This is a genomic window from Arthrobacter sp. 01T419, from assembly GCF_056398865.1.
This window is the reverse complement of the sequence record NZ_JBFTQF010000013.1, coordinates 103,555-129,132: the sequence shown is the minus strand read 5'-3', so window position 1 is coordinate 129,132 and position 25,578 is coordinate 103,555. Positions and strand designations below refer to the sequence as shown.

The 25,578-nt window shown below is 61.9% G+C and carries 23 protein-coding genes and 1 pseudogene; 12 read left to right on the top strand and 12 right to left on the bottom strand.

The annotated features are described in order from the left end of the window. From AC1DLO_RS17495 to AC1DLO_RS17485, 3 genes are all read right to left on the bottom strand, one after another. On the bottom strand, positions 1–374 hold a 374-nt coding region (locus tag AC1DLO_RS17495), incomplete at its 3' end, for an ATP-binding cassette domain-containing protein (RefSeq protein ID WP_476890945.1). 6 nt (positions 375–380) lie between these two features. Beyond that, positions 381–1,421 carry an ABC transporter permease gene (locus AC1DLO_RS17490; RefSeq protein WP_184740750.1) on the bottom strand — a complete coding sequence of 347 codons (1,041 nt, stop codon included), beginning with the start codon at positions 1,419–1,421 and terminating at the stop codon, positions 381–383. A gap of 72 nt (positions 1,422–1,493) precedes the next feature. Beyond that, positions 1,494–2,486: a substrate-binding domain-containing protein gene (locus AC1DLO_RS17485; RefSeq protein ID WP_184740749.1), complete on the bottom strand. Its 993-nt coding sequence runs from the start codon at positions 2,484–2,486 to the stop codon at positions 1,494–1,496. Between the two features lie 238 nt (positions 2,487–2,724). On the opposite strand from AC1DLO_RS17485, the gene AC1DLO_RS17480 reads away from it, so the two are divergent. Continuing rightward, entirely contained in the window at positions 2,725–3,585 is an 861-nt protein-coding gene (locus AC1DLO_RS17480) for a sugar phosphate isomerase/epimerase family protein (RefSeq protein ID WP_476914538.1), read from the top strand. A gap of 47 nt (positions 3,586–3,632) precedes the next feature. Next, a complete protein-coding gene (locus AC1DLO_RS17475) occupies positions 3,633–3,851 on the top strand; it encodes a hypothetical protein (protein ID WP_476890943.1) in 219 nt (72 codons plus the stop codon). 10 nt (positions 3,852–3,861) lie between these two features. On the opposite strand, the gene AC1DLO_RS17470 is transcribed toward AC1DLO_RS17475, so the two are convergent. Continuing rightward, positions 3,862–5,430, bottom strand: a complete 1,569-nt coding sequence (locus tag AC1DLO_RS17470) for an aminopeptidase P family protein (protein ID WP_476890942.1) — start codon at positions 5,428–5,430, stop codon at positions 3,862–3,864. 171 nt (positions 5,431–5,601) lie between these two features. Between AC1DLO_RS17470 and AC1DLO_RS17465 the strand changes: the two genes are divergently transcribed. The 4 genes from AC1DLO_RS17465 to AC1DLO_RS17450 are packed head-to-tail and all read left to right on the top strand — an operon-like array spanning position 5,602 to position 10,925. After that, on the top strand, positions 5,602–6,939 hold the full coding sequence (locus AC1DLO_RS17465; protein ID WP_221451566.1) for an MFS transporter: 1,338 nt from the start codon (positions 5,602–5,604) through the stop codon (positions 6,937–6,939). A 46-nt stretch (positions 6,940–6,985) separates the two neighbouring features. Further along, positions 6,986–8,353 carry a hydantoinase/oxoprolinase family protein gene (locus AC1DLO_RS17460; protein WP_476890941.1) on the top strand — a complete coding sequence of 456 codons (1,368 nt, stop codon included), beginning with the start codon at positions 6,986–6,988 and terminating at the stop codon, positions 8,351–8,353. Then, positions 8,350–9,453: a DUF917 domain-containing protein gene (locus AC1DLO_RS17455; protein WP_476890940.1), complete on the top strand. Its 1,104-nt coding sequence runs from the start codon at positions 8,350–8,352 to the stop codon at positions 9,451–9,453. The genes AC1DLO_RS17460 and AC1DLO_RS17455 overlap by 4 nt, the downstream gene beginning before the upstream one ends. Beyond that, positions 9,450–10,925, top strand: a complete 1,476-nt coding sequence (locus tag AC1DLO_RS17450) for a PucR family transcriptional regulator (protein ID WP_476890939.1) — start codon at positions 9,450–9,452, stop codon at positions 10,923–10,925. Before AC1DLO_RS17455 ends, AC1DLO_RS17450 begins: the two co-directional genes overlap by 4 nt. Here the strand turns inward: AC1DLO_RS17450 and AC1DLO_RS17445 are convergent. The 4 genes from AC1DLO_RS17445 to AC1DLO_RS17430 form a co-directional block, all read right to left on the bottom strand. Beyond that, positions 10,922–11,851 (bottom strand): aspartate/glutamate racemase family protein, encoded by a 930-nt coding sequence (locus AC1DLO_RS17445; protein WP_476890938.1) that lies wholly within the window; start codon positions 11,849–11,851, stop codon positions 10,922–10,924. The two genes, AC1DLO_RS17450 and AC1DLO_RS17445, sit on opposite strands and share 4 nt — an antisense overlap. Before the next feature lie 238 nt (positions 11,852–12,089). Further along, positions 12,090–13,757: a hydantoinase B/oxoprolinase family protein gene (locus tag AC1DLO_RS17440; protein WP_476890937.1), complete on the bottom strand. Its 1,668-nt coding sequence runs from the start codon at positions 13,755–13,757 to the stop codon at positions 12,090–12,092. 2 nt (positions 13,758–13,759) lie between these two features. Beyond that, complete coding sequence (locus AC1DLO_RS17435; RefSeq protein WP_476890936.1) at positions 13,760–15,796, bottom strand: hydantoinase/oxoprolinase family protein; 2,037 nt, start codon at positions 15,794–15,796, stop codon at positions 13,760–13,762. 111 nt (positions 15,797–15,907) lie between these two features. After that, positions 15,908–16,336, bottom strand: a complete 429-nt coding sequence (locus AC1DLO_RS17430; protein ID WP_476890935.1) for a nuclear transport factor 2 family protein — start codon at positions 16,334–16,336, stop codon at positions 15,908–15,910. A gap of 754 nt (positions 16,337–17,090) precedes the next feature. On the opposite strand from AC1DLO_RS17430, the pseudogene AC1DLO_RS17425 reads away from it, so the two are divergent. The 4 genes and pseudogenes from AC1DLO_RS17425 to AC1DLO_RS17410 form a co-directional block, all read left to right on the top strand. Then, a pseudogene (locus AC1DLO_RS17425) lies at positions 17,091–17,393 on the top strand (GNAT family N-acetyltransferase); the annotation flags it as partial. Between the two features lie 87 nt (positions 17,394–17,480). Next, positions 17,481–18,371, top strand: coding sequence for an ATP-binding protein (locus tag AC1DLO_RS17420; RefSeq protein WP_476890951.1), 891 nt, complete (start codon positions 17,481–17,483; stop codon positions 18,369–18,371). A 106-nt stretch (positions 18,372–18,477) separates the two neighbouring features. Further along, positions 18,478–18,606: a hypothetical protein gene (locus tag AC1DLO_RS17415; RefSeq protein WP_476890934.1), complete on the top strand. Its 129-nt coding sequence runs from the start codon at positions 18,478–18,480 to the stop codon at positions 18,604–18,606. Between the two features lie 253 nt (positions 18,607–18,859). Next, the gene (locus AC1DLO_RS17410; protein ID WP_476890933.1) at positions 18,860–19,960 is read left to right on the top strand and encodes an FUSC family protein; all 1,101 of its coding nucleotides are present in this window, start codon (positions 18,860–18,862) and stop codon (positions 19,958–19,960) included. Here AC1DLO_RS17410 and AC1DLO_RS17405 read toward each other — a convergent pair. Further along, positions 19,926–20,702: an SDR family NAD(P)-dependent oxidoreductase gene (locus tag AC1DLO_RS17405; protein ID WP_476890932.1), complete on the bottom strand. Its 777-nt coding sequence runs from the start codon at positions 20,700–20,702 to the stop codon at positions 19,926–19,928. The two genes, AC1DLO_RS17410 and AC1DLO_RS17405, sit on opposite strands and share 35 nt — an antisense overlap. A 94-nt stretch (positions 20,703–20,796) precedes the next feature. Between AC1DLO_RS17405 and AC1DLO_RS17400 the strand changes: the two genes are divergently transcribed. Both AC1DLO_RS17400 and AC1DLO_RS17395 read left to right on the top strand, forming a co-directional pair. Further along, the gene (locus AC1DLO_RS17400) at positions 20,797–21,018 is read left to right on the top strand and encodes a hypothetical protein (protein ID WP_476890931.1); all 222 of its coding nucleotides are present in this window, start codon (positions 20,797–20,799) and stop codon (positions 21,016–21,018) included. 306 nt (positions 21,019–21,324) lie between these two features. After that, positions 21,325–22,599, top strand: a complete 1,275-nt coding sequence (locus AC1DLO_RS17395; protein WP_476890930.1) for an Ig-like domain-containing protein — start codon at positions 21,325–21,327, stop codon at positions 22,597–22,599. Here the strand turns inward: AC1DLO_RS17395 and AC1DLO_RS17390 are convergent. The 3 genes from AC1DLO_RS17390 to AC1DLO_RS17380 all read right to left on the bottom strand — a co-directional run bounded on the left by AC1DLO_RS17390 (position 22,596) and on the right by AC1DLO_RS17380 (position 25,347). Continuing rightward, the gene (locus tag AC1DLO_RS17390) at positions 22,596–22,805 is read right to left on the bottom strand and encodes a YegP family protein (protein ID WP_476890929.1); all 210 of its coding nucleotides are present in this window, start codon (positions 22,803–22,805) and stop codon (positions 22,596–22,598) included. The genes AC1DLO_RS17395 and AC1DLO_RS17390 overlap by 4 nt on opposite strands. A gap of 68 nt (positions 22,806–22,873) precedes the next feature. Next, positions 22,874–23,524 carry a hypothetical protein gene (locus AC1DLO_RS17385; protein ID WP_476890928.1) on the bottom strand — a complete coding sequence of 217 codons (651 nt, stop codon included), beginning with the start codon at positions 23,522–23,524 and terminating at the stop codon, positions 22,874–22,876. 239 nt (positions 23,525–23,763) lie between these two features. Then, the gene (locus AC1DLO_RS17380; RefSeq protein WP_476890927.1) at positions 23,764–25,347 is read right to left on the bottom strand and encodes a zf-HC2 domain-containing protein; all 1,584 of its coding nucleotides are present in this window, start codon (positions 25,345–25,347) and stop codon (positions 23,764–23,766) included. Positions 25,348–25,578 lie beyond the last annotated feature (231 nt).

Below are 25,578 nucleotides of genomic sequence, written 5' to 3'. Positions count from 1 at the left end.
CCGAGGAAGAAGTTCCGCCAGATCGGCATCAACGGGACCACGGCCAGGTCCTGGTACACGGTGGCAATGCCGACGTCGAGGGCGTCCCTGGGCGAGTTGAACTTCCGCTCCTCGCCCATGATGTGCAGCACGCCTTCATCATGCTGGTGCAAGCCCGCGATGATCTTGATCAGCGTGGACTTGCCCGCACCGTTGTCCCCCAGGACACAGGTGACCCTGCCGTTGTCCACGGCCATGGTCACATCGCGCAAGGCGATGACATTGCCATAGTGCTTACCAATCTTGTCCAGGGACAGCAGGTGCACGGGCGTGTGGGTCAGCGGATCCTTTTCATCCTTAAGCAGGGTCTGCTGGTTAATCTGTTGTGCATTCATGGTTCTTTACTTGCTTTCGGCTCGACGCTTGACGATCAAGTTCACGATGGTGGCCAGCAGCAGCATCAGGCCCAGGAAGAACTTGAACCAGTCAGGGTTCCACTGCGCGTACACGATGCCCTTGTTGGCCATGCCGAAGATGAACGCACCGATCGCACCGCCCACCGCCGAACCGTAGCCGCCCGTGAGGAGGCAGCCGCCGATGACCGCCGCGATGATGTAGAGGAACTCGTTGCCCACGCCCTCACCGGACTGAACGGTGTTGAAGGCGAACAGGTTGTGCATGCCCAGGATCCAGCCGCAGAAGCCCACGGCCATGAACAAGCCGATCTTGGTCTTGGTCACCGGCACACCCACCGCACGGGCAGCGTTCGCGTCGCCGCCGGCGGCGAAGATCCAGTTGCCCACTTTGGTGCGCAACAGGACCCAGGACGCTACGGCGACGAGGCCGATCCAAATGAAAACGGTGACGTTTACCTCGATCCCGGCGATATTCACGCTCGAGGCGAAGATCGCCTTTGCCGCATCGAATCCGTCGATGCTCGAGATCGAAGGCGTAGCTACCGCACCGCCGATCATGCGGGTGAGACCAAGGTTGAGGCCAGCCAGCATGAGGAAGGTGGCCAGCGTGACGATGAAGCTCGGCAGTTTCGTCTTGACCAGTATCCAGCCGTTGATGAACCCGATGCCGAGCGAAATCAACAGCGCGAACAGGACTCCCACCCAGATGTTGACGCTGAAGTACCAACTGAACATGGAAGCAGACAGGGCAGAGGTAATGACGGCTACGCCCGTGGAGAGGTCGAACTCCCCGCCGATCATCAGCAGGGCCACCCCGACGGCCATAATGCCGATCGTGGAGCTTCCGTAGAGGACGGTCGCTAGGGAGTTGGGCTGCAGGAAGACAGGGGCGATGGCGGAAAAGAAGACGAAGAGGACGACGGCCCCCACGAGGGCACCGATTTCCGGCCGGACCAGCAGTTTCTGGAGGGGGTTCCGTGTGCTGACCCGCTCATCGGAAGTGGCGGTTAAGACGGCATTGGCCATGATTACTAAACTCCTTTGGCGTGGGATGCCGGGCCGTAGTTGTGCCCGGCATCCCGACGGTTTTCTTGCGGGTTAGCGGATACCGGCCTGAGCGAACTTGGAGACGTCAGCTGCGTTGGACTTATCCACCACGGCCGGTCCGGTGTAGACCTGCTGGCCGCCACCGACCTTGAAGCCACCGACCTTGCTGAGCCAGATCGCATCGACTGATCCGTAGCCCTGCAGGTACGGCTGCTGGTCCACCGTGAACTCGACGCTTCCATCCACGATCGCCTTGGCCAGATCGCCGTTCAGGTCAAAGGAAGCCACCTTGACTTTGCTGCCGCTGTCCTTGACTGACTTGACGATGGTCAGCGTGAACGGGGCGCCGAGACCGACGATCGCGTCGGCGTCTGGAGTCGACTGCAGCTTCGCGGTGACCGTGGAAGCCACGGATGTCATGTCTGCACCGTTGACGTACACAACCTCCGAGCCGGGGACGTTCTCCTTGATGCCGGCGCAACGGTTCTCAAGCCCAACGTGGCCCTGCTCCTGGATGACACAGATCGGGTGCTTGATGCCCTCTGAGGCTAGGCGCTTGCCCACCGTGACGCCGGCGAGTTTGTCGCTCTGCCCGAAGTGGGCCATGACTCCCATTGCTTTGTACTGGTCCTCGCCGGCGTTCAGGCTCACTACCGGAATCCCGGCAGCGAGAGCCTTCTGGACGACATCCTTCAGGGCGTCCGGCTTTGCGAGGGTGACGGCGATGCCGTCGACCTTCTGGTCTATGGCCTGCTGCACGAGCTGCGCCTGGCGGCCGGCATCCCCGTCTCCGCTGTAGAGAAGCTCAACGTTGTCTTTCTTCGCCGCCGTTTCAGCGCCCTTGCGGACAATGTCCCAGAACGTGTCCCCGGCCGCAGCGTGGGTGATCAGCGCGATCTTGAGGCGCGGCGTGTCAGCCACCTGCCCGGCCGCCCCGGCGCTGCCGTTGTCAGCCGGCTTGCCGCCGCCTGAGCATGCTGCCAGCGCCAGAAGCGGTACTACGGCCAGCGCCACTGCGCCCCGCCGCCAATTGAACTTTGCCACGTGAGATCTCCTTTGATGTCGCGTACTTCGACCGTCGACCCCGCTTCTGTGCCTTCGAAGACATGGTGGGAGGACGGAACCATCTAGCTATGAACGAATGTGATGCAAATCGCCTTGTGGAACGCTCCAACGCTAAATCAAGGCTTGACCAATTGTCAATGGAGCGTTCCAATTAGATGGTCGATGGGTGTTCGCACCCCAATTGCCTACCGAACCGCGCACCGTCGCGAGGAGAACGATGACGTACTCAAGCACCCCCGAACTTATCGCTACTTGCTGGACCAGCGCAGGCGACATCGCGCCTTTGAGCACCCCCGAGACCAGCCCCGTTCCTTTCGCCGAGCGCGTGGCAGCCATTGGCGCCACGGGATGGGCCGGGTTCGGATTGGCGTATGACGACCTCGTCGCCGCGAAGGACACAATCGGCTTCTCCGGTCTCAGGAAACTCATCGATCAGGCAGGCTTCCGCCACGTCGAAGTCGAGTTACTCACGAACTGGTGGGACGATTCCCTGTCCCATGAATGGAGACCGCAGTTCGAGCTGCTCCTTGACGCCGCCGAAATACTGGGGGCGCGCTTCATCAAGATTGGAACGGCGTTCAGCGAGCCCTTGGATGACCTTGATTTCCTGGTGGAGCCACTGCGACGACTGGCAACCGAGGCCTCCGAAAGAGGGACGCGCATCGCCCTCGAGCCCATGCCGTTCTCGATGGTCGGTTCGATGCCGGCTGCCGCCGAGCTGATGCGATCGGTCGAAATGCCCGAATGTGGCCTGGTGGTTGACTACTGGCATGTCTTCCGGGCCGGAACGAGCTTGGAGGAACTGTCCCGCAGCGTGACCGCCGACCAGATTTTCGGAGTGGAACTCAATGACGCGGACGCGGAAATCAGGGGAACACTCTTTGAAGACACCCGCGACAATCGCCGTCTCTGCGGAGAAGGTGAACAAGATGTCACTGGGTTCATCAAAACGCTCCAGGCCATCGGTTTCAATGGACCGTGGGGCGTGGAAATCCTCTCCGAGCAACACCGCACACGTCCAGTTCGCGAAGCGCTGGAATCCGCCCGCTCGACGGCGTTGCAATGCTTCCCGGCCTGATTCGCCTTTCGGGCACTTCGGCTACGGTCAAAGCGGACACCAGAAGGATGCACCTCCAGCACGACTGGGTGGCGCTACTCGGCGAAGTGATCCAGATCCGGGTGGGTGACAGGACAGTCCGCACCGGACGCGTCGACGGCGTCACCCCGGACGGAGCCATCCTATGGATCGAGGGACACGGCGCCGAGCCCCGCACGATGTTCGAGCGCTGCGAAGGGTTCACCGCTTGGATCGACTACAAATGGGATACCGGGGGATGCCGCTAACCTCGCTGCCTCATGCCGACGAGGACTCAACCGACTGCATCCATCCTTCAATGTCTTCCGGACGCCGGGGTAGCGCCGCGCTGAGGTTGACCGGGCCTGCATCGGAAATCAGGATGTCGTCCTCTATTCGTACGCCAATGCCGCGGAATTCAGGCGGTACTGCGAGGTCTTCCTCTTTGAAATAGAGGCCGGGTTCGATCGTGAATACCATTCCGGAGACTAGCATTCCGTCCAGATACAGCTCTTTCCGGGCTTGTGCGCAGTCGTGGACGTCCAGACCCAGATGGTGGCTCGCGCCATGAGGCATCCATCTGCGGTGATGCTGGCCGTTTGGCGCCAGTGCCTCCCGGATTGAAACAGGGAGTATTCCCCACGTTTCCAGTCGGGTTGCAAGGACTTCCATGGCCGCGTCGTGAATGTCGCGGAACCTTCGGCCGGGCGAGGCCGCGCAGAACGCGGCGTCCGCGGCTTCCAGCACGGCCTCGTAGACCAGGCGCTGCACGTCTGAGAACCGTCCGCTGACCGGGAGCGTCCGCGTAATATCGGCCGTGTACAGGGAATTCGTCTCCGCGCCGGCGTCCAGGAGCAGGAGCTCGCCTGGCCTCACGGGACCGTCGTTGCACATCCAGTGCAGGGTGGTCGCATTGTTCCCTGATGCCGCGACGGTCTCGTAGCCGACATCGTTGCCGTCCACGCGGGCGCGTCCTGCAAAGGTCGTTTCCACCACTCGCTCACCCCGGGGGTGTGCGAGGGCTCTGGGGAGCGCCTTGACCACGTCATGGAAGCCTTCAACTGTGATGGCAACCGCTTTGCGTATCTGCTCAACTTCCCAGGCGTCCTTGACCAGACGAAGTTCTGACAGGACTTCGCTCAAGCTGTCATCGAACTCCAGCCAGGAGGGTTCCTTGTGAGCACCGACTGAGTCATCAGTACGGCGGCGGCTAGAGTCAACGAGAGCATCCACCCAGGGGTCGAGCCCCCGCAGCGAGCAGATCTGAACGTCTCGCGGCCGGCCTTCGCTGGCAATATTCCAAACTGCCGTCTCAATTTCGGCGATGTCAGCCGTGACGATACCGCATGTGGCCTGGACTGCTGCCAGCGATGGCCGTTCTCCGATCCAGAAGCCGCCGAAGATCTCGTCTGAATAGTAATCGGCATTTCCCGGCCCGGACGGCGGAGGGAGGTACAGGGTGGCGCGATGTTGGCCGCCGCTATCACCGTCCCCGCGCCCCACAGGTTCCAGAATCAAAACCGAGCCGGGTTCACAGCGTGCTCCCAGTCCGGTCAGATGGACAAACGCGGAGTGCGCGCGAAACCGGTAGTCACTGTCTCCTGCACGGACTTTGAGCGTGCCGGCAGGAATCACGAGTCGCTTGGATTCCATCTGCCGCGAGAGCATCAGCCGTCGCTGGGCAGCATAGCGGGCACCGCCATCGGGGGACGTCGGATCTGTCGTGGGCACACGCCAGTGGTTCGCCAAGAAGGACCGGAAGGCTTCAGAGTCAGGCCTGCGTGATCTGTTTCCGCCGCGCTCCGAGAGCGGCTGCGGCCCCTTGACTGATAACTGGATATCTTTCACGGGACCATCCTGGCCGAAACCACTTTCCCGCGACCAAGCGCTGCGCACAGTCCCCTTGGCCTTTGGTGTGCGCATCGCCCAGCCTCGCGTACTGGGCCCTTTCTAGTGTGATCTGTGTAACCCCCAGGAGGGGTTTAATTAGCAATAGCGGGTCAAGCAAAGGAACGAAAGATGAGCTCCATACCTGCAGGAACACGCACCCCGGGCCTGGAAATGGTCCAGACGGTTTCGGGTGCCTTTGAAGACATGCGGTTCAGCCGTGTGCACGCGAAGATCGCCATCGCCCTGTTCATCACGTTTGTCATTGAGGCTTGGGAGCAACTGGCCCTCGTCTACGTCTCCGACAACCTTGCGTCCAGCTTCGGCCTGGATTTCGAACAACTCGGCGTCGCGCTTTCTGCTGTCGCAACCGGCATGATTCCCGGCGTCCTCATTTGGGGCCCTATTGCCGACAGATTCGGCAGAAAACCGGTGGCGGTGATCAGTCTAGGCGTCTATTCGCTGATTGCCTTGGCGGCGGCGTTCTCCACTTCCTTTGAGATGCTCACCGGCTTGAGGATCCTGTCAGGCATTGCCCTGGCAGGAATCTACACAGTGACGTTCCCGTACTTTCTAGAGCTGATGCCCACCAAGGTCAGAGGGCGGGCCACAGTGCTGTTGTCCATCGGGTGGCCGATCGGCGTCCTGGCCGCTGTTGCTTCCTCCCAGATGCTTGGGTTCCTCGGATGGCAGGCAGTGGCAATTGCCAGCGCCGCCGCCGGCATCTGGACTTTCCTGGTCTGGGCATGGGTTCCGGAGTCGCCCTACTGGCTGGCGACACGCGGCCGCTTCTCCGACGTCCGAAAGGTTCTCGGACGTCTTCGAGTCTCCGTCTCTCCGGACGCCGTGTTCGGCCTGGAGGGTTCCAAGAGCGCGGCAAAACCCTGGCTTCTGCTGTCCCGTCCGCTGCGCCGGATCACCTTGCTCATGCTGATCCTGAACTTCGCGTTCAACTGGGCTTACTGGGGACTGCAGACCTGGCTTCCCACACTGCTGCAGCAAAAAGGCCTATCCCTTTCCAGCAGCTTGGACTTTGTAGCCCTGAGTGCACTCTTCATGATCCCCGGTTATGTTTCGGCTTCCCTGCTGACGAGGAAATTCGGGCGCAAAAAACTCTTCGTGGCCTACCTCGCGGGTTCGGTGCTGAGCGGGCTGCTCTTCGCCTACGCGCCGGACGTTACCGTGCTTTATGTGGCCAATTTCGCGCTGTCCTTCTTTATGCTCGGAGCCTGGGGAATTTGGAACACCTGGAACTGCGAGTTCTACCCAACGGTGCTCCGGAACACCGGATCCTCGTGGGCGCTGGCGGCGCAGCTTATCGCCACGGCGGCGGCGCCCTCAACGGTAGGCTTCCTTTTGGGTCAGTCGGTCGACTTCACGGGCACCGTGGTCATCATTAGCGGATTCCTGCTGCTCACCCTCGCCGTATCGCTTCCGCTGCCGGAAACCGAGGGCAAGGGACTCACATAGGCGGGACACACTCATCGCAAGAGTGTCCCAGCCGGGGACGGAAGCTATGCACCTTGGAATAGAGGTCGGATCAGATGCCATCACGATGGCCGCGCTGGATAGTTCGGGCTCGATGGCCGGCAGTGCGACGATGACGGACACGTCCATCACGGAGGGACTGAACAATGGACTAGCCCGTCTGACTTCCGCAATCATTGAATCCGTTTCCTGCGTGGTGATCGCCATCCACGATCAGGTCCAGGCAGGGCAACTCCAACCAACCGCGGTGCTCCGTCTTTCCGGCCCGGCTCACCCTGCGCTGCGCCCACTTGCAGCCTGGCCAAGAGAACTTTCGGCCCGGATTGGAACCTGTGTAGAAATCATTCGCGGAGGCGCAACGTTGGCTGGAACCGGCATCTCGGACCCGGACTTGAGGCAGGTCGCTGACCTGGCCCGACGCGCCACGGATGCTGGGGTGCCGCGCATCGCGGTCTGCGGGGCAGGCTCGCCAACACGGCCAGATCTGGAGGAATCCTGTGCCGAAGCCATCACCTCTGTTGCACCGGAACTGTCAATTACCCTGTCTCACACGCTGGGAGGCAGTGGCCTCAGGGACCGCGAGAACGCGGCGGTCCTCAACGCAGCCTTGCGTCCCTGGGCTGCCGCGTTCTCGGAGACACTTGAAGAGACATTGAAGTCGCATGGAATACACGCCCCCGTCTATGTGGCCAGGACATCCGGCGGCGCCGTAGTCCTGGAACACTTCAGACAGTTCCCGATTGTCTGCATCGACGGGGCCAGCGGATGCCTCTTCGCGGGGGCAGCACACTTGGCGAACTTGTCTGATGCCGTCGTGGTCGACGCAGGCCACGACGGCATCAGATCCGTCATCCTCGAGTCCGGGAGGCTGCCGACCCGGCCGGAGAGTTCCTACGATTCAGCGATACGGATGTCAGTCGCCGAGGTCGCCTACGAACAGCTTGCATGGAAAGACCTGAACCTGCGACCCTTCCCGCCGCACCATCTAGGGCCACCCGCCCGATCCGAACCCAGAAACAGGCATCTCAACCTCGCTGCAGCACTCATGCTTGGCAGCTTCAATTCTCCGATGATTGTTGTCGGTCCGAGAGCCATGGAACTCGCCCCCGAGCTAGTACCGGAGTACGCGCTGTTCGCGGCCGCGGTTGGCGCTGCCCGGTCTCCCGTTCGAGCCGAACTGGAGCGCGTCATCAGGGTTGACGAGACCCGGACACTGGCCCAGGCCCTGGCGCAGGCGCAGGAGGACGCGGTGAACCTGTCCGTCGAGGCGGGCGCGGACAGAGTGACCATTCGCATTGAGCGGCTGGAGCACGCGCCCATGTCCTACTTGCCCCCGGGCTTCCACAGAGTCGCCGTCGGCGCGGCCGGCGAGCCGAAGTCAGCGAGATCGGCATGAACGGCCAGTACATTCCCGCGATCAACACGGACAATCTCGATGCCTTCGCACGCGGCGTGCGGCGCTTCACAACGGGCATTGACGAGGCTGGATATCAAGCCGCCCTGGACTGGGCGCGGGCTGAAGTGACCGCCCGCTCTGTACCGCTCCTCCGGTTGAACGACCTTCCCCGGGGCAGCTTCTGCTCCCTCAGCATTGTCGGATCCGCCGCTGCCCTGTCAGAACTGCTTCCTGAAGGTAACGAGGCACTACGGGCAATCAGGACACTGGAGCGCTGGGTGGGCACCGAATTCCAAGGCATAGTCCCGCTGAACTGTTCGGGGGAAAATCCCCTCATCTCTGCGGCTGCCGCCGCCGCGAGCGGGAAACCGCTGGTTGATGGAGACGGCTGCGGCCGGGTCCTGCCACTGCTGGAGCAGACAACGTTCACCCTCCACGGCATTAGCGTCGGACCCATCGCCGTGGCCACGCCGATGCGGGACGACCTCATCCTGGACGCGCCGGCCACGCGGATCGAAGAACTGATCCGACCGATAGTCGCTGCTGCCGGCGGATGGGCAATGGTGGCGTGCTATCCCATGTCAGCGGAACAGCTGGCGATGGCAGGCCTTCCGGGCACCCTTTCAAACGCCCTCCGAAGCGGGCATCCCGACTTCGGCCCTGATCCATTGGTTTCCCGGACACTCTGCCGCGGAACGATCTCAGGCATCGAGTATCCGATACAGTCCATCGCCGGGCAGCCACGGTCCAGCGCAGCCGGGACCCTGCCCTCGGCACCAGTCAGCATACTGATCAGCGAGTCGGCGGAGCCGCGCAGCCATTTGCGGCTGGAAGCCCACAATGAAATATTCCTCGCCTTGGCCGACGGCCGGGTCATCGCCAGCGCCCCGGACCAGATTCTCATCCTGAACCCGCGGAACCATGAGGTTATCAACCTGGAAAACCTAACGGTCGGCGAGCCCGTGCATGTCGCCATGGTTCCCACGGCGTCCCCGGCATGGAAGACCAAACAGGGCCGACTGCTCATGCAGCTTTCCGGGCACGCCGTGGAAGGCTTCTACAACCTGTCCGAGGACACAATGAATGAAGGTGCCCCGTGAGGGAACGACCGTCTAAAGACCTCACAGTCTCAGACCTGCTCCGGGACGTGATGGGCCTGGGCCAAGCGTTCGGTGGCGACTTCACCGGGGCGGCCCGGAGCGTCCAGATCGTCGACAGCCTCGACGCCATTTCCGTAGCCCACCCGCACACGGTGCTCGTCCTAACCGAGTCCCTGGCCTCGAGCGGGTGGCGAGTGGAAATGGCTCTTCGCAGCGCCTGGGAGCGGGCTGCAGCATGCGTGGTGGTGCCACATTCACCGGTCCACGAAGCGTCCGTGGGGGCATTGGCTGACCGGCTTGGTGTTCCCATGTTCCTCAGCCACGAAAACCCCTTTCAGGTGGCCGTTCGCGTCGCCGCCGCGATCGCCCAACCCGAGGCGACCCGCGCGGCACTGCTCGCCCGGGTCGCGCACGAACTGGCTGCGCTCCGCGATCCAATGCCACGACAGATCATGGCTGTCCTGGAGAGGGCACTCCCGCAAAAGAACATCTATTTCACCGGGCCCGACGACGGCGTGCTGCTGGGCCATATTGTCACGGATCACCGGATGGAGTCCACGCAGCTTTTGGTCACCGACGAGCACAGGCTCACCATCGGCACCCTCGTAGTACAGACGCCACCAGATTCTCCCGACTCCACCGGGAAGATCGAGGAGGTTCTCGAGCTGGCCGCCGCAGCATATTCCCTGTGGGCCGCTCGCACCCGGAGCCAGGACGAGCGCACCGGTGTCCGCTCGTCTCTCCTTTTGGAGCAACTGCTGTCCGGGGATTCGGAAGATTATCAACTGCTCTCCACGGCGCTCGGCTGGCCTGCCGGAGGACCGTTCCTGATGGCGGCCCTGGGGCTGACGTCCGCCTCGCAGGCGACTGTAGACCCCGCCATGGTTTTCCGCTCCTTCTGGCCGCGGCGGCCGGACTTCTCCCCATTGATGCGGTACAAGGATGTCTGGATCGGGTGGTACCGGCTTAAGGGAAACGCCCCCATTGACGATGATCTGAAGGCGTTTAGCAAGATCGTGGGGACCGTGGTGAACAAAGCGGCGAAGACCGTGCCCTGCTCCGCGGGCGTCTCCGGATGCTTTTCCTCAATGGCCGGGGCCAGCCAAGCGATCCTGGAGGCCACTACCGCGGCAAGCGTCGCCGTCGCGGTGGCTGGACGAGTTGTTCTCGCGGGCCAGATGGGACCTGAACAGCTCCTGGCAACCCTCCCGAGGCAAGCGATGACACAGCCCGCACGCATGGTGCTCGCCGGGCTGCTGGAAGCCGACGTCGACGGTACTCTGCTGAAGACGCTGGCATGCCTTCTCGATGTCGGACTGGCGCCGTCGCTGGCCGCGCAGCAGCTGGGCGTGCACCGGAACACCATCACCGCCAGGCTACAAAAGATCAAGGACCTCGGCTACGATCCCGGGGACCCGCGACAGCGGCTGGCCCTGCATCTGGCGTGCACTGTGCTTGTCCCGGGGATCTAGACGGTCCTGGCAGAATCGGACGGAGCCGCTGACCGCCTAAACGCAGTAGCACGCAGACCCCTCGGCAGAGATGAGTCCCTGTGCGACGGCGACTTCATCGTGGCAGGGTGGGATGTTCGTCTTGCCGGCACCACAATGCGATTGCCGAATGGTTCAGCCACATCGAAAACACCTATGGCCGCCAACTCGGCCTCCGGCGGCGCTTCACACGACCACCTCCGGCTCGGAACCCAACCTTGGCTTCTGCGCAGACGGCCGAAATGTTCAGCCCGCGCGATCGCCGCGACGGACGGGTCGAACACAGGCGCGCCAATTTCTTCTTGGAAACTGCGGTGAAAGCCCGCCTCCATGGTGCACCCAAGAATGAGGGACTCCGAATGGTCCCGTTCGACCGCGATACGCCCGGCCTCCACCATGCGGGCGCGGGTTTCCGCGTGGTCCCTCTGAAAGTCGTCAACACCCAGGCCCAGAGGATAGAAGCCGGTCAGCGCATTGCCCTTGCCGTAGCTGTCAATCGTGCGTCCCATCTGATGGGCCCACTTCTCCCGACCGATGATTACACCAAAGCGATTCGACAATGTTGACGCGACATCAATGGCAGCTTCGCAGGGCGCGGTGACTATCATCCCGCCTGAGAGCTCCCGCGAGTCGAGCAAGGCTGTGTCGTAGAAGCAGCCGATGACGAGTGCATCGAATCCTTCGGTACTCGCAGCCCTCACCGCCTGGATAATTGCACGCGTCACCATCGCCTCATAGGAGCGGTACTCGATATGCGAGAACAGCCCCACTGAATAAGGAAGGGACGTCACGTGAACCTCGGTGCCGGGCCGCTTTTCATTGGTGGCGAGTTCGGCGAAGAGTGCATCTACGCCGAACACGTCGGGAGCGGGATTCAAATACATGATCTTGAGCGGTCCCTCGGACACGGCAGACTCCTTTGCGCATTGGATGACGTGTCCCCATGCTTGCAAATGCACTTTCCAGCGATCAGGGCGTAGTGCACAGACTTTTCGACGGTACCGGGCGACGCGCCTGCGTACTGCCCCCCGAAGCCGCCCGTCCCGGGGACCCGCGACAGCGGCTTGCCCTGCATTTGGCGTGCACTGTGCTTGTCCCCGGGATCTAGATGGTCCACGACAAAATCGGACCGGGCCGCTGCCCGTCCTAAGCGCCGTAGCGCGCAGAACTCTCAGCAGAGATGAGTCCCTGCGCGACGTCAAGGTCCACTGACGCCTGGTCACGCTCGTTCGGCACGCCATACCCGCCGCCGCCGCCGGACTCGCAGCGAAGCACATCGCCCTTCCGGACCGAAACGGCATTGGCTTTGAGGATGCTCTGTTCACTGGCCGTGCCCGGATTCAACACGACCTGAGGCGGGAGCCCCGGTTCCCCCCCGAACAGGCCCCACGCCGGAGTCTTGGACCGTTCCCACCACAAGGACAAATGCTGCTCGGCTTCGAAAGTATACTCCCTGATGACACCGTTTCCGCCCCGATGTTTGCCGGCTCCGCCAGAGTCTTGGCGGATGCCGTAGTGATTCACCCGCACTGGAAACAGCGTCTCCAATACCTCGACGGGCATGTCACGTAGCGAGCCGTTCACGTTGTTGATGAGGCAGCTTTCGCCGTCTGAATCATGCCAGGCACCCCATCCGCCGACCGTGGCCTCCTGCGAGACGAAGGCTTTGTCCGTTCTCGGGTCAACCCCGGTGAACTGCGTGATGAGGGAGTCACCATAACTTGCTGCCGCAACCCGGAGCGGAAGAGCCTCCGCCAACGCCTTGATGACCAAATCGATCAGCAAACCGAGGTGGGAGTAGTAGTACTGGCACGCGGCCGGTTCGACGGCTGCAAACATGGATCCTTCCCGCAGAACAACGTCAAGAGGTCCGAATGAGCCGCCGTTCAGTGGGATGTCCCCGCTCACGAGGAGCTTGTACGCGACCCGACACGCTGACACGGCCTGCGCCGCTCCACAGTTCACCGGACCAAGCGTTTGATCTGCGCTGTCGCTAAGGTCGATGCTGATCTGGTCCCCGCTGACGGCGACCGCAACGCGGACGGGCAGCGGCACATCAAGGACGATTCCGTCGTTGTCCAGGAGTCCCTCGGCACAGTAGATCCCGTCGGGAATGGCGGCAATGGCATTTCGCTCCAGCGTGGCGGTTTGCTCAAAGATTTCCGCCGAGGCCGCGTCGATAGTGTCCAGGCCCCAGCGCTCGACGATTTCTCGCAGTCGGGCAGCGCCGATGCGTGAGCAGGCGATCTGTGCACGAAGGTCGCCCAGCGTCGGCTCCGGGAACCGCACATTTCTGGAGATCAGTTCCAGTACATCCCGGCACGGCTGTCCGCCCTTTTCGACCAGCACGGGTCCAAGTCTCAGGCCTTCCTGGTAGATGCTGGTCGAGTCCATCGATCCGCCGGGATCTTTGGATCCCATGTCGATCCAGTGAGCGCGTGAGGCTGCGAACCCGAGCAGCTGAGGTTCGGACTCTCCGGAATCGTTGAAAATGGGAGCGTAAACGGTGACGTCATTAAGGTGGCTTCCGCCGATGTAGGAGTCATTGAGAACCCACACGTCGCCAGGCTGCCAAACGTCACGGCCATAGAGCCGCTCGGTGGCGCGGGTGCATTCCTCAAGATTTCCCAGGAAGATCGGCAATCCCGACGACTGGCCGAGAACCCGGTGCTCCCGGTCAAGGAGCGCAACTGCGCAGTCCTTTGCCTCATAGATGGTCGGGGTGTACGCGGACCTGATGAGAGTCGTGTTCATGTCTTCGGCCGCCTGCAAGAGTGCGCAGCGGATGATTTCAGTTTCAATGGGGTTGGGCATGGCTATTTTGCACCTACTTCGATGATCAGGAATCCGTTTTCGTCGACCCGGGCCCGAGACGACGGGGAAATTACGGTTGTGGACGTTCCTTCAACGATGACGGCCGGACCTTCGACGGTTTCGCCCGCAGGAAGCTCTTCCCTACGAAGGACCGCGGCGTCCCAGGATCGGGACTGGAAGATGACCCTTTGGGACCGTTTTCCGACAGCCTCCGCCACAGGCTCAAAAGGTTTGGGTGTCATGGCGGGGAGGAGCCCTCGGCCCGACACGCGAAGGCTGACGAATTCAACCCCGGCATCGGGTGTGCTGTGTCCGTACCGGCTTTCGTGGAGTTCACCGAACCTGTGGCAAATGGTTTGGAGGAAATCTTCCTCAGCGGGTTCATCGGCGGCCGTCAGCGGCACCGTGAGGGCATAGTCCTGCCCTTGGTATCGCATTTGCACGGAGTACTCGAACTCATGGTGTGCCGGCCCGATCCCTTGGTCTTCAAGCGCCGATCCGGCCCGGCGGCCGAGAGCCTTCAGCTCGTCAACCATTGAATCTTGGTCAAGAAGTTCACCCTGGATGAAGAATGGATGCACGAAATCCCGGCGGACATTGCTGCCGATCATTCCCCAGGCCGAAAAGGCTCCGGGAAACCTGGGTATGACCACTTCACGGATACCAAGCTCCTGCGCGATTGCCTCGGCGTGCATGGGACCGGCACCCCCGAAGGCGATGAAGGTAAATTCCTGCGGCTCCAGACCGTGCTCGACGGTGAGTGTCCGGATCGCCTGCGCCATTTTCGCATTCGCGACATCCACGATGCCCCCGGCGAGGTCAACCGGATCCAGGTTCAGCTCGGCGGCCAGCGAACCGATGGCGGAGGTCGCGGCGTCAACATCAAGTTGCAGACTTCCGCCGGCAAACCATGTGGGGTCAACCCTGCCCAGGAGGCAGTTGGCATCTGTCACCGTCGCCCGGGTGCCACCGTTTCCATAACAGGCCGGACCGGGTGTGGCACCCGACGATTCCGGGCCGACGCGCAGGCCGCCCGCTTCGGCGTAAGCCAATGAACCGCCTCCCGCCCCTATGGTGTGAAGCTTTACCAGGGGGGTGAGCAGAGGAAAACCGTCTGCATCGCCCTCGTGTGAAATATCGGGCTTGCCGTCGAGCACCAAAGACACATCGAACGACGTCCCACCCATATCGACACAAATGGCATTCTTCAGATTGAGCAGACCCGCAACAGCGGCTCCGCCGGCCGTTCCGCCCACTGGACCTGACAACAGGGTCTGGAGGGGATGCTCCCGTGCGAAGGACGCATTGACCACCCCGCCCGAGGACTGCATCACCTGAACCGGGACATCCATTCCTGCCGCTGAAAACTTCTCCTGAACCTTGCTCAAGTACTTTCTGACGACCGGACCGGTGTAGGCCTCGAGGACGGCGGTGGAGGTCCGCTCGTATTCACGCCATTCACGGGCAACTTCGTGTGAAAGGACAACCATGATGTCCGCAGGGAGCTCTTGACGGAGAATCTGTCCCACTCGTAGCTCATGAGCCGGGTTCAGATAGCTGAAGAGCAGCGCGACGGCAACAGCATCGAAACTGCCGCACTTTACCTGTTCCGCGACCGCGACGACGGCGGCTTCATCGAGTGGCTCAAGCTCCTCGCCCTTCCAGTTCAGGCGCCCTCGGACCTCGGTTGTGTCAGCACGCTGTACAAGCGGTTGCTGCTTCCGGTAGTGCAGATCGAACATCCGGTCCCTGTTGCCTCGCGCTATGTGGTACACATCGCGCATTCCTTGGGTGGACAGCAGAAGGACTTTGGATCCCTTGCGCTCGAGGAGCGCATTGAGCCCCTGGGTGGTTCCGTGGACGAAGAAACTGATTTCACCGGCGTTCTCGACGACTTTGTCGATCGCGGATAGCATGCCGCGGGTTAGGTCCCCCGGGGTGGTCGGGGACTTAGCGGCCTCGAATGTCCCCGTGTTCTCGTCGTAGGCAACGACATCCGTGAACGTTCCGCCAATGTCCATGGCGACTCGATAGGTCATGGCTCCTCCTGTGTGTGAGCTGAGTAACTAATACCCCACACGCTACAAACGGCCATGCTTGAGCCGCTGTGCACGGCGCACAGCTATCCCGGTCACTGGAGGCGGCCTGCATCACGCGGTCTGGGTGGTTTGGCCATGCACGTCTTCATGAATGTGAAGAATCCTCCAGCCGGAGCCGCCGTGCACGAGCACAGCCGTATTACGGACCAGTTCCGGCTCGCGGCCAGCGCTTCCGGGACCCACGAAATCCACTCGTAGCCAGTAAGTGGCCACGGCCAAACGGTCGGCGAAACAGAGATGCTCTCCAAACACGGATAGGGATTCATCGGGTACTTCAGATCCTGCTGGCCGCGAATTTCGCACGGCGTTGAGCTGATCAAAACCGACAATCAGCTCTGCATGGTCGGAGTCGAACATCGTGAAGTCCGCGGCAAGAACCGCATCTATTGCGCCTCGGTTCCCTACGAGGTAGTTGGCGTACATGCCATGGATCACGCCGAGAATCTCTGCGCGTTCCCTGGGTTTGTCGAGTGGGCTCATGTGGTTCATCCGTTCTGTAGTGGAAGGTCCCGCCGCGCGGTGGTTGAGTTGCTGGGCGTCGGGCGACAAGATGGCTGGGTTCGTTGAACCATCCGGCACCGTCCAGTGACTTCCTCGCGGGTCGGTTTCCGATAGTCGCCGAGACAAAACCCTAGGACGCCGATGTAGAGGAAACCGTGCGCGGTGCACGGTCGGGCTCTGTGACCCACCGGGACCAGCCGATCGCCGGAGAACTTGCACGGATCAAACCCACACCCGGTCCGCCGAGGACGAGGCACCGTGTGTGGGTGAAGATGGCATGCTGGCGGAGGTCCACGAGCACAGAAAAGAGGAAACCGATGTGCAGCGCGCACAGACTCCTTGAGTGGGCCGTAGCTAGTGTGAATTCGAGGGATCAACAAGCTATGAGCTTCGAAAACAGGAAGTGATTCGCATGATGTCACGCAGGCTCGCCCGATCCCGCTATGACAGGCATATCGGGCAGGACTACACATTCGCTGCCGGATATTCCTCCCGAGCCCACTTCAGAGAAGAACTGATCGCGGAGTCTCGGCTGGACGGGCTTGGTTCCCGTTCTGCATATGACGCCGGAGCAATATCGCACATTTCCTTCGGCCCAGACGCGATCGACTGCGCTCCCATATCAGCTCGTGGCGAAAATCAAGAAGCCCTGTAGACGCACGCGCCGACATGCAGACCTCGGTCAAGCCTTGTCGGGATCCCACCTAACCAACCGATAGCAAACGAGGCCACGATGCACCCATGGCGAGTCCGGAACTACCACCCTGATGATTTGGATCAGCTGGTTCAGGTGTGGCAGGAATCTCGAACCGCAGGGGTCCACCCCGTATACAGTCTCGCCGAGATCATCGCTGCCTGTTCAGACGAGTTGGGAGTTGTGGCCGTTTCGGCTGAACGTATTGTCGGAGCGGCGGCCTGCCGGATCGAAGAGGATCGGGCATGGGTCCTCATGCTGGGGCAGGCAGCTGGTTGGCGGGATCAAGGGCTCGGAAGCGCCCTAATCGCCGGACTTGAGTCTCGCCTTAGTCTGCGCGGCGTCTTCCGAATTTCCGCACTACTGCCTGCTGCCGAATCCAGGGTCGAAGCATTCCGCAACAGCCGGTTCACGGTTGAGGAGACCCTCATGTATTTCGAGCGCGCCGTGCCTGGCCGGCCGAAAGAAACCGGCTGCCTCAGCCAGGTCGGAGGTAGATTGCTGCCAGGCGGACTCTGGGATGCTTTGGCCGGGATGACGGATGAAAAGCACCTGATCGAACAACGCGTGATCCTGCCGCTCGCTCAAGACGAATTGGCCCAAACCCTGGGAGTGCTGCCGCCCAAAGCCGTCGTCCTTTTCGGGCCACCAGGCACCGGAAAGACGACCTTCGCCAAAGCCGTGGCATCCCGCCTAGGCTGGCCGTTTGTCGAAGTCTTTCCGTCCCGTCTGGCGTCTGATCCGCAAGGGCTGGCGTCTGCCCTCCGCCAGGCCTTTCTTGACATCGCTCACTTGGAACACGCAGTGGTGTTCATCGATGAAGTTGAAGAGATAGCCTCAACCAGAAATGGCGAACACCCCACGGCATCGCACGGAGTGACAAATGAATTGCTCAAGATCATCCCATCCTTTCGCGAACAGCAAGGTCGTCTCCTGATTTGTGCCACGAATTTCATTCGGTCACTCGACAGAGCATTCCTGCGTCACGGGCGCTTCGACTACGTCCTTCCGATTGGGCCGCCGGATGCCGCTGCGCGAAGGGCAATCTGGACCCGATACGTTCCATCCACGGCAACAGACATCGATCTCTCAACTTTGGCGGAGAACACCGAACGGTTCTCTCCTGCCGACATAGAGTTTGCCGCACGTAAGGCCTCACAACACGCGCTGGAATACGCCGTTCGCCATGGTCTTTCTGCGACGGAGGCGGAACTGACCACCGAGCATTATCTTGAAGCCATCAGTCAGACGCGCGCCACAGTAACCGAAGCGATTGTCCGTGATTTCCTTGAAGACATAGAACGGCTAGCGCGAACGTGAATCTGAGGAATGATCTTCCCGCGCGATCTATTTCACAGCTGAGTGACAAACCTCAAGCCAGCTTCAACGATTCCCATCTTCCTCATCAGCCTGTGAAAGGCCATAAATGAACGACATTCACATCATTGCCGATTTCCACGCCAGCGATACTTCTGACATGGAGTCCCAGCTGAATCATGCAGTGACAGTGGCACGCGAGAAGCAATCCAGGACGGCACCTGCGGCATACTCGTAATGCGGGATGGACACTACCGATTCACCGTGGCACTCGCACCTCATGTTCCCGTCGGTCTGATCTACGAACACACACCTGGCCTCGCGTCGTCACTGTCATGACGGTCATGGCAATCGCGCCCACTTCGTGAACGACCGCCAGCGGGGGACGCACAAAGAAACGTTGTGACCCAGCTAATGGCGCGGATCTTGGGGTGCTGATAACTTCCCAATAGTCGGCTGAATTGATTGGTGGTGTCCCGTTGCGATCAATCATGGCCCATGCCCGCGCCCTTCATAGGATTCCACCGGCAAGCAACGACCACCTTGCTGCCGTCCGCGTCGCACTGAGCGTCGCCGTGCCGGCACTTGTGCTTCTCGCGGTTGGCCGGGCGGACCTCATCATCTACGCCGTGTTCGGCGCCCTGACCGGCATGTACGGCCGTGCCGAATCTCACCAACTTCGGCTCAAGCACCAGGCTCAGGCCGCAGCGGTGCTTCTGGCCGGCGTCTCGGTGGGCACCTTCTTGTCCGTCTCCCACATCCATTCATGGGGATTGGTAATAGTCGAAGCGCTCCTGGCGGGCGTGGGCTCGCTGGTCTCGGACAAGGTACGGCTCAAACCCAACGGCCCGTTCTTCGGAATCTTGGCCCTGGGGGCATGCGCCTCCGTCCCCGCAAGCATTCCCTTCCTTGCCGCGGTCCTGATCTGCGCGGCATCGGCAGCGTTCTCGATGGTGGTGGGTTTTGCCGGCTGGCTTCGGCACCGGGCGTGGGAACGTGGTGCCATTCGGGACATTCCGGCGTCCTCGGCGCAGCTGCGTCAAGCAGCCGGGCTTCACGCGGCCAGGTATGTGCTCGCCGTCGGCGCGGCAGGTGCTTGCGGAGTGCTCACGGGCAGCGGCCACCCGCACTGGGCCATGGCCGCCGCCGCTGTTCCGCTGGCCGGAGCCGACATGCCCAGCCGGCTACACCGCGGCATCCATCGCATCGTGGGGACGTTCCTCGGATTGGCGATTGTCGCCGTCGTACTCTTCCCGGGACCGCTGTCCCCGCTGCACTATTTCCCCGGGCAAACCACCATCATCCTGGCCCTGCTGGTGATCGGGTTCCAATTCCCCACCGAGTTGTTCATGGCTCGGCACTACGGCTGGGCCATGGTGTTCTTCACCCCGGTCATCTTGCTCATGACCCAGTTGGCGGCACCCGCGGATCCTGGGGTGCTGGTCCTGGAACGCGCTGTGGAGACTTTCGTGGGCGCGGTGATCGGGATCGCTGTGGCCGTGCTGATCCAGGCGCCGAGGGCTACTTCGCGGGGCTGGTTTACTTCGCGGGGTCGAGCTACTTCAAGGGGCGGCGGGGCGGTCCCGAGGTGAGCTTCGGCGGCAGGAAACGCATGGCGGCAGTGATCGCTTTGTAGCGCTTGGTGGGGATGGATACACCCTTACCCCGGACGTTGTCTTCCAGCCCTTCGCGGACCACACGCTCGGCTTTCAGCCACAGGAAGCGGGGAGCTACCGACTTGTCCATGCCCATGCGATCGTGGAATTCCGTGTGGGTGAACCCCGGGCAGACTGCCGTGACTTTCACCCCGCTGGCGGCATAGGCGATGTTTGCCCAACGGCTGAAGACCACTTGCCAGGCCTTGGCTGCCGAATAACTGCCACGGTTGGCGAATGCCGCAACGCTGGCGACGTTGATGATCCTGCCCGTCCGGCGTGCCAACATGACCTCCAAGGCCGCGTGGCACAGCTCCATGGGTGTCTGGACATGCAGCCGCAAATGCCGCTTTTCGTCTTCCACATCGTTCTTCTCGAAAGAGTTCAGCAAACCGATTCCGGCATTGTTGACCAGCACGTCCACTGGCCGGGAAGCGTCCCGCAAACGGTCCGCGACAGCCGCAACCCCGACGTCGGAGGTCAGGTCCGCCGGCAATACCTCCGCCGAGATACTGAAGTCCCGTTCGAGCACCTCCGCGGTGGCCCGCAAGCGACCTTCGTCCCGGGCCACGAGGACGAGGTGGTGGCCGGATTCGGCCAGCTGGCGGGCGAATTCCGCCCCGAGGCCGGCGGTGGCACCGGTGACCAAGGCTGTGAGTTCGTTGGCGCGAGTTGTCATGCGCCCAGACTAGTCCCGATGGTCCCCGAGTGGGGTTGCTGGTATTCACGCACGACGACGGCGGTGGTGACCGCGGCGGGCCGCACGCGGTAGAGTGCCTCAAAAGTGGGCCCTGGAATTCCTGCTGGTCATGGCGATCATGATGATCATCAATGAGGCAATGACCCCGTTCACCCCCAGCCCGGGAAATACGATGCCTTTCGCGTACGTCCTGGTGAACATGACGCCACAACTCCTCCAGGCAGCGGCTTTAATCCTGGCGACGCTTCTGTTCTGGCACGCCTGGCAATGGCAGAAAAGGAAAGCACAAAAGTAGGTGACCGCCCTGTAATGAGGCGAGTGCCTACAGACGTGTTCCTACACATTCCTACGAGCGGGGAAGAACCGCTGCTCCGAGGACACAGCTGACTTCACAGGCCGCTTTGGCTACCAATTCACCGACCCAAGCGCTCCGGTCAACTTCGTGACTCAGCTGGCCTCAGGCGAGCCCGCACCCGCCGTCGAGATTGCCGGATACTCAATCATCCGGGCCGAGTCGGTCGACTTCGCCGGCGTCACAAATCGGTGTCTCGCACCACTCAATCTTCAGCGACCCAATCAAGGGGGAACCGAAAGGACTCGCATGAGGAACCACATCCATCCCAAGAACGCAACCAAGATCACAGCGCCGCCCTGGGCTTTGCTGGGGACTCTGCTGGCCGCTTTACTGGCCGCCGTCGGGCTCTCTTGGCCCGTCCAGGCGGCCCAAGCCGCCGTCGTTCCGAACGCGATAACGTCCATCAGCACCACATCCACCGTTGGCAGCCAGTGGTCGCAGGTGGACTTCACCTGCCAGTGGGCGGTCCCCGACGGGTCCCAGCCGGGCGACACCTTCACCCTGCAGCTTCCACCGCAACTGCGTTGGTTCGGTCAGGCAGACTTTGCACTCAAGGATCCTGCCGGACAGGCCGTGGCCACGGCCCACGCATCCGACTCCGGGCTCGTCGTCTTCACCCTGAGCGACTTTGTCGCTACGCACCCCAAGAGCATCGGGGGCACGTGCAACTTCAGTACCCTCTACACGCAGAATCCGACGTCGGGAGGGACAACGCAGCTTGACTTCCAGGTTGGCTCCACGGTGATCCGCGTTCCAGTGACCATCGACCAACCGTGCCAACAGGATTGCGCTCCCAAACCGCCCACATCCCCCGAAAAGGGCATGTGGTGGCTAGATACCGCCCAGACAGAGTTGAAGTCGGTTTTCCATTTGCCGGCAACCACCTTGGCGTCGAGCGACGTCACCATCACGGACACGCCCGGCCCGGGCACCCAGATCGACTGCAGCCGGATCGTTCCGCGCGTAGGGACGTCTTTGGACCAGGACGGCAACATTGCCACTCCAAGCGATGAAGCCACATACCCTGCCGTGATCACATGCACGCCCTCGCTGCTGACCGCCACCTGGACAGCCCTGCCTAAGGGCGAACTGGTTCAGCTCATTGTCGTCACCAAGGTCACCGACGCTACCCTCGACTCCTACACAAATTCCGGCCACGTCACCATCGCAGGGAAGGACACGCCCGTCACGGTTGAAGTCCGCCGAAGCAGCGCCAGCCGGACCGCGAACGGATCTGCCCTGCCCTCTCCGACGCCCACCCCGACAAGCACGGCTAGCCCAACTCCCAACCCCTCGGGATCCACCAGGCCCACCACTCCTCCGGCTATCGGGGCTCCGACCCCGAGCGCCACTTCAGCGGCCATCCTGCCGCCAGCCACGCCCCAGGCGACAGCCGAACCTTTGGCCCACACTGGCGCTAGCGGCACGGCAGTCACGCAGCCGGCGGTCTTGCTCCTGGCCGTCGGAACAGTGCTCACTTGGGTTGGAAGGAGGAGATCAGCACCATCCAAGTTTCGCTAGCCGGCGGTGTGGTTTTCTGGCTTCACGCCGGTGAGATCAACGATGCGCCCGTTGGCCGCGGCCTCGCGCAGAGACCAAATCGCGGCGATTGCCGCGTCCTCGTTCTCAAAAGCATTGGACGCGAGCAACACGTCTCCATTTTCGGTGACAAGTTGGAATCTCACGCGGGCGTCCGCATCAGCGTAGAGATTGAATCCTGCGGCCATTTGGAACTCCCTTGTTTGCTGGTCTTGTTCTTTACCTGCATCCATGCCGTCGGCGCGATGGATTCCAGTCATTTCCAGGTCAGCCCGGTTTTAGTGTCGCTGTACGCTTTGCCGCTGCCCTGCCATCGTGCACCTGTGACTTGGGCGGAACCCGAGGCGACGAATACGTAGCACGACTGCACGGTTTTTCCCTCGGCAAAGTCCTTGGGGAAGGAGTCATCGCTGCACCGGTCAAATGAGCCCATCACGTACACCGGAGTGGCCATGGAACCATCGGCCAGCAAACCGTGGATGCCGGACAGGCTTGAGAAGGCCATGTCGTTGGCCTTCTCGCCGCCGGTGATGCTGACCCGGACATAGAACGGCGTCATGCCCTTTGCTTTGTCGCCGAGTTGGAGCGGGGCAAGATCGGCCTCCGTGCCCTTCTCGATCTTTTCCACTGCCACCTTGAGGGTGGCCGTTTTCTTGGCATAGTCGTAGGGAATGGTTGCGACCTCCCCGATTCTTAGCTGGGTTCCCTCCTTGGTGAAATCGCCCGCAAGTGCGCTCCGGGACGGGGACGGGGTCGAGGGGCTCGCGCTGGCCGTCGGGCTCGTTACCGTCGGAGAGGACGATGCGTTGGTTGTGCCGCTTGATATCGGCGTGGAACCGCCGCCCGAGCAGCCAGTCAGTCCCAATGCGGCAACAGCAACGGTGACCCCAATAATTTGACGAAGCATTCTCATGTCCTTTCATGTGGCAAGGGACCGGCAGACCCGGTAAGGTGTGCCACTTGCTTAGTAACGGGACGTTGGAAATCGTGTCGCCGATACTCCGAGCGATTGAGGTCAATCGCGCAATACCGATCTTCGTCAAATTCACGGGCCGGTTTGCCTGTATCCCGACTGACCAGGCCCGAATGCAACCGTGCAATTGGTACGCAGGAACGGTTCCACCGTTCCGCGATGTCCCGCTGCCGTCAGAAGTCGTAGGAAAAGGTGTTCGCTGCAATCCCGGGTCCACTCAAGCCATAAGTCAGGGTGTGGCGATTCCAGAAGTCCGGAGTGTTGACGTTGAACGTGAATTTCAGTTCGCCAGGTTGCACCGAACCTGTGGTGCAACTGATGCTGGAGGGATCCAGTGGCTTCGCAGCGCAGCTCCAGCCCGCGGGGGCAGTCACTGAGCTGGCCGAAATCGAGCCGGGCGTGTTGACCGAGAAGTCGGCGGTGGCTGTCCCGGATCCTCGCGACAGGGTGAAGACGGTCTGGAGTGTTGCCGTCGTGGGATCCGTACCGGAATCTGTCCGGCTCGTGGCAGCGCTGACTTTCGCACGATTCGGCGTGGGGGTCGAAGTGGGAGTGGGAGTCGGCACAGGCGACGGGGTCGTTGAGGGGGTTGGCGCGAGGGTCGGCATCGGCACCGCAACTGGCACAGGTGCCGGCGCGGCAAGGGGAGGTCCCGCGATCACCGGTGTCTCCGGTTCGCTCGGCCATGCCGGAGGCGGCGACGGTACGGGCGCTGTGGAGGGAACGGGCGCGGGCGCCTGGGACTGTGCCGGCGTTGGGCGCGCTGGCTGGGTGGTGTGTATCTCGGCGCCCTGATACGTCCTTGGTGTGGGCTGGCCGGTCAGGACCTCTACGATGCCGACGGCGCCCATCACGAGTCCCACGGCGAGTGCTGCCAAGATCGACATCAGCAAGGGGTGGGAGATTCCGGCCACCCGGGATGCCGCCGGCGCCGCAGGTAGCTTGCCCACAACGCCCAGCCCTGAGGCGTTCACTCCCCACGCAGCCAAGGGGACGCCCGTGATCAAGGGCAGGAGCACGGCCCGCATGGTTCCCTGGACGTCCTTGAGGTCCAGCAGCACGGCCGTGCATTTGGCGCAGCCATCAAGGTGGTCCCGGACTTTCGCCTCGGCCGATTTGGACAAACCGCCGCGAACATAGGATCCCAACTGGGAGACGAATTCCGTGCAGGCGCCCTGCGGAGTATCGCTGACATGCATCTGCAGATATTGCCGCCGCAGCCCTTCCCGTGCCCGCACGCCAAGGGTGGAGACGGCGTTAGGTGAGAGCCCCAGGATCGGAGCGACGGCGGCCGGCTTCATCCGTTCCACGTCCAGGTACCACAGCGCCGACTGCCAACGCTCCGGTAGCGAGCGGAAAGCGCGGGCCACCGTTTGTGATTCGAAGGCCCGGATTGAGGGATCGTCCGGTGTCATTTTGTGGTCAAGGACCGTCTCGTCGCTGGTCGGCAGCGTGCGGCCGGCTTTCCGGTTCTTGTGGTGGGAAAGCCGGGTCACCGCCGACAACAAGTACGCACGGAAGAAGTGTTCAGGCCCTTTGCCCGCCACCAGGCTCTGCAGAACGGACTGGAATGCTTCAGCGACGACGTCCTCGGCGTCGCTGAGGTTGTCAACGTTTTTACGAGCCACTGTGGAGGCGATCGAGACGTGCCGAGCGTACAGCCCGTCATAGGCATCCAGGTCCCCGTTACGGACCATGGCGATGAGTTGGCCGTCGCTGACAGTGTCGGCCGTTAGGGGAGCAGTGCTAGGCGCCATTGCCGGAGTCCCCTTGAGCGTAGAAATTCTTCACCATATGTAGAGAGTGGCCAGAGACCGCCAGTCATGACGCGGTTTCGGAATCTATTTTCCCGGGAGTTTTCCATCCTCTGGACATCCGCCGTGATTCAAGCGCGGGAACACTGCTTGATGATGAACCCATCCTCCCAAGAGTCTGCTCTGAGGACCAGTTCGATGAGCATCGGCTCCGGTACAAATGGCAAGCAGCCA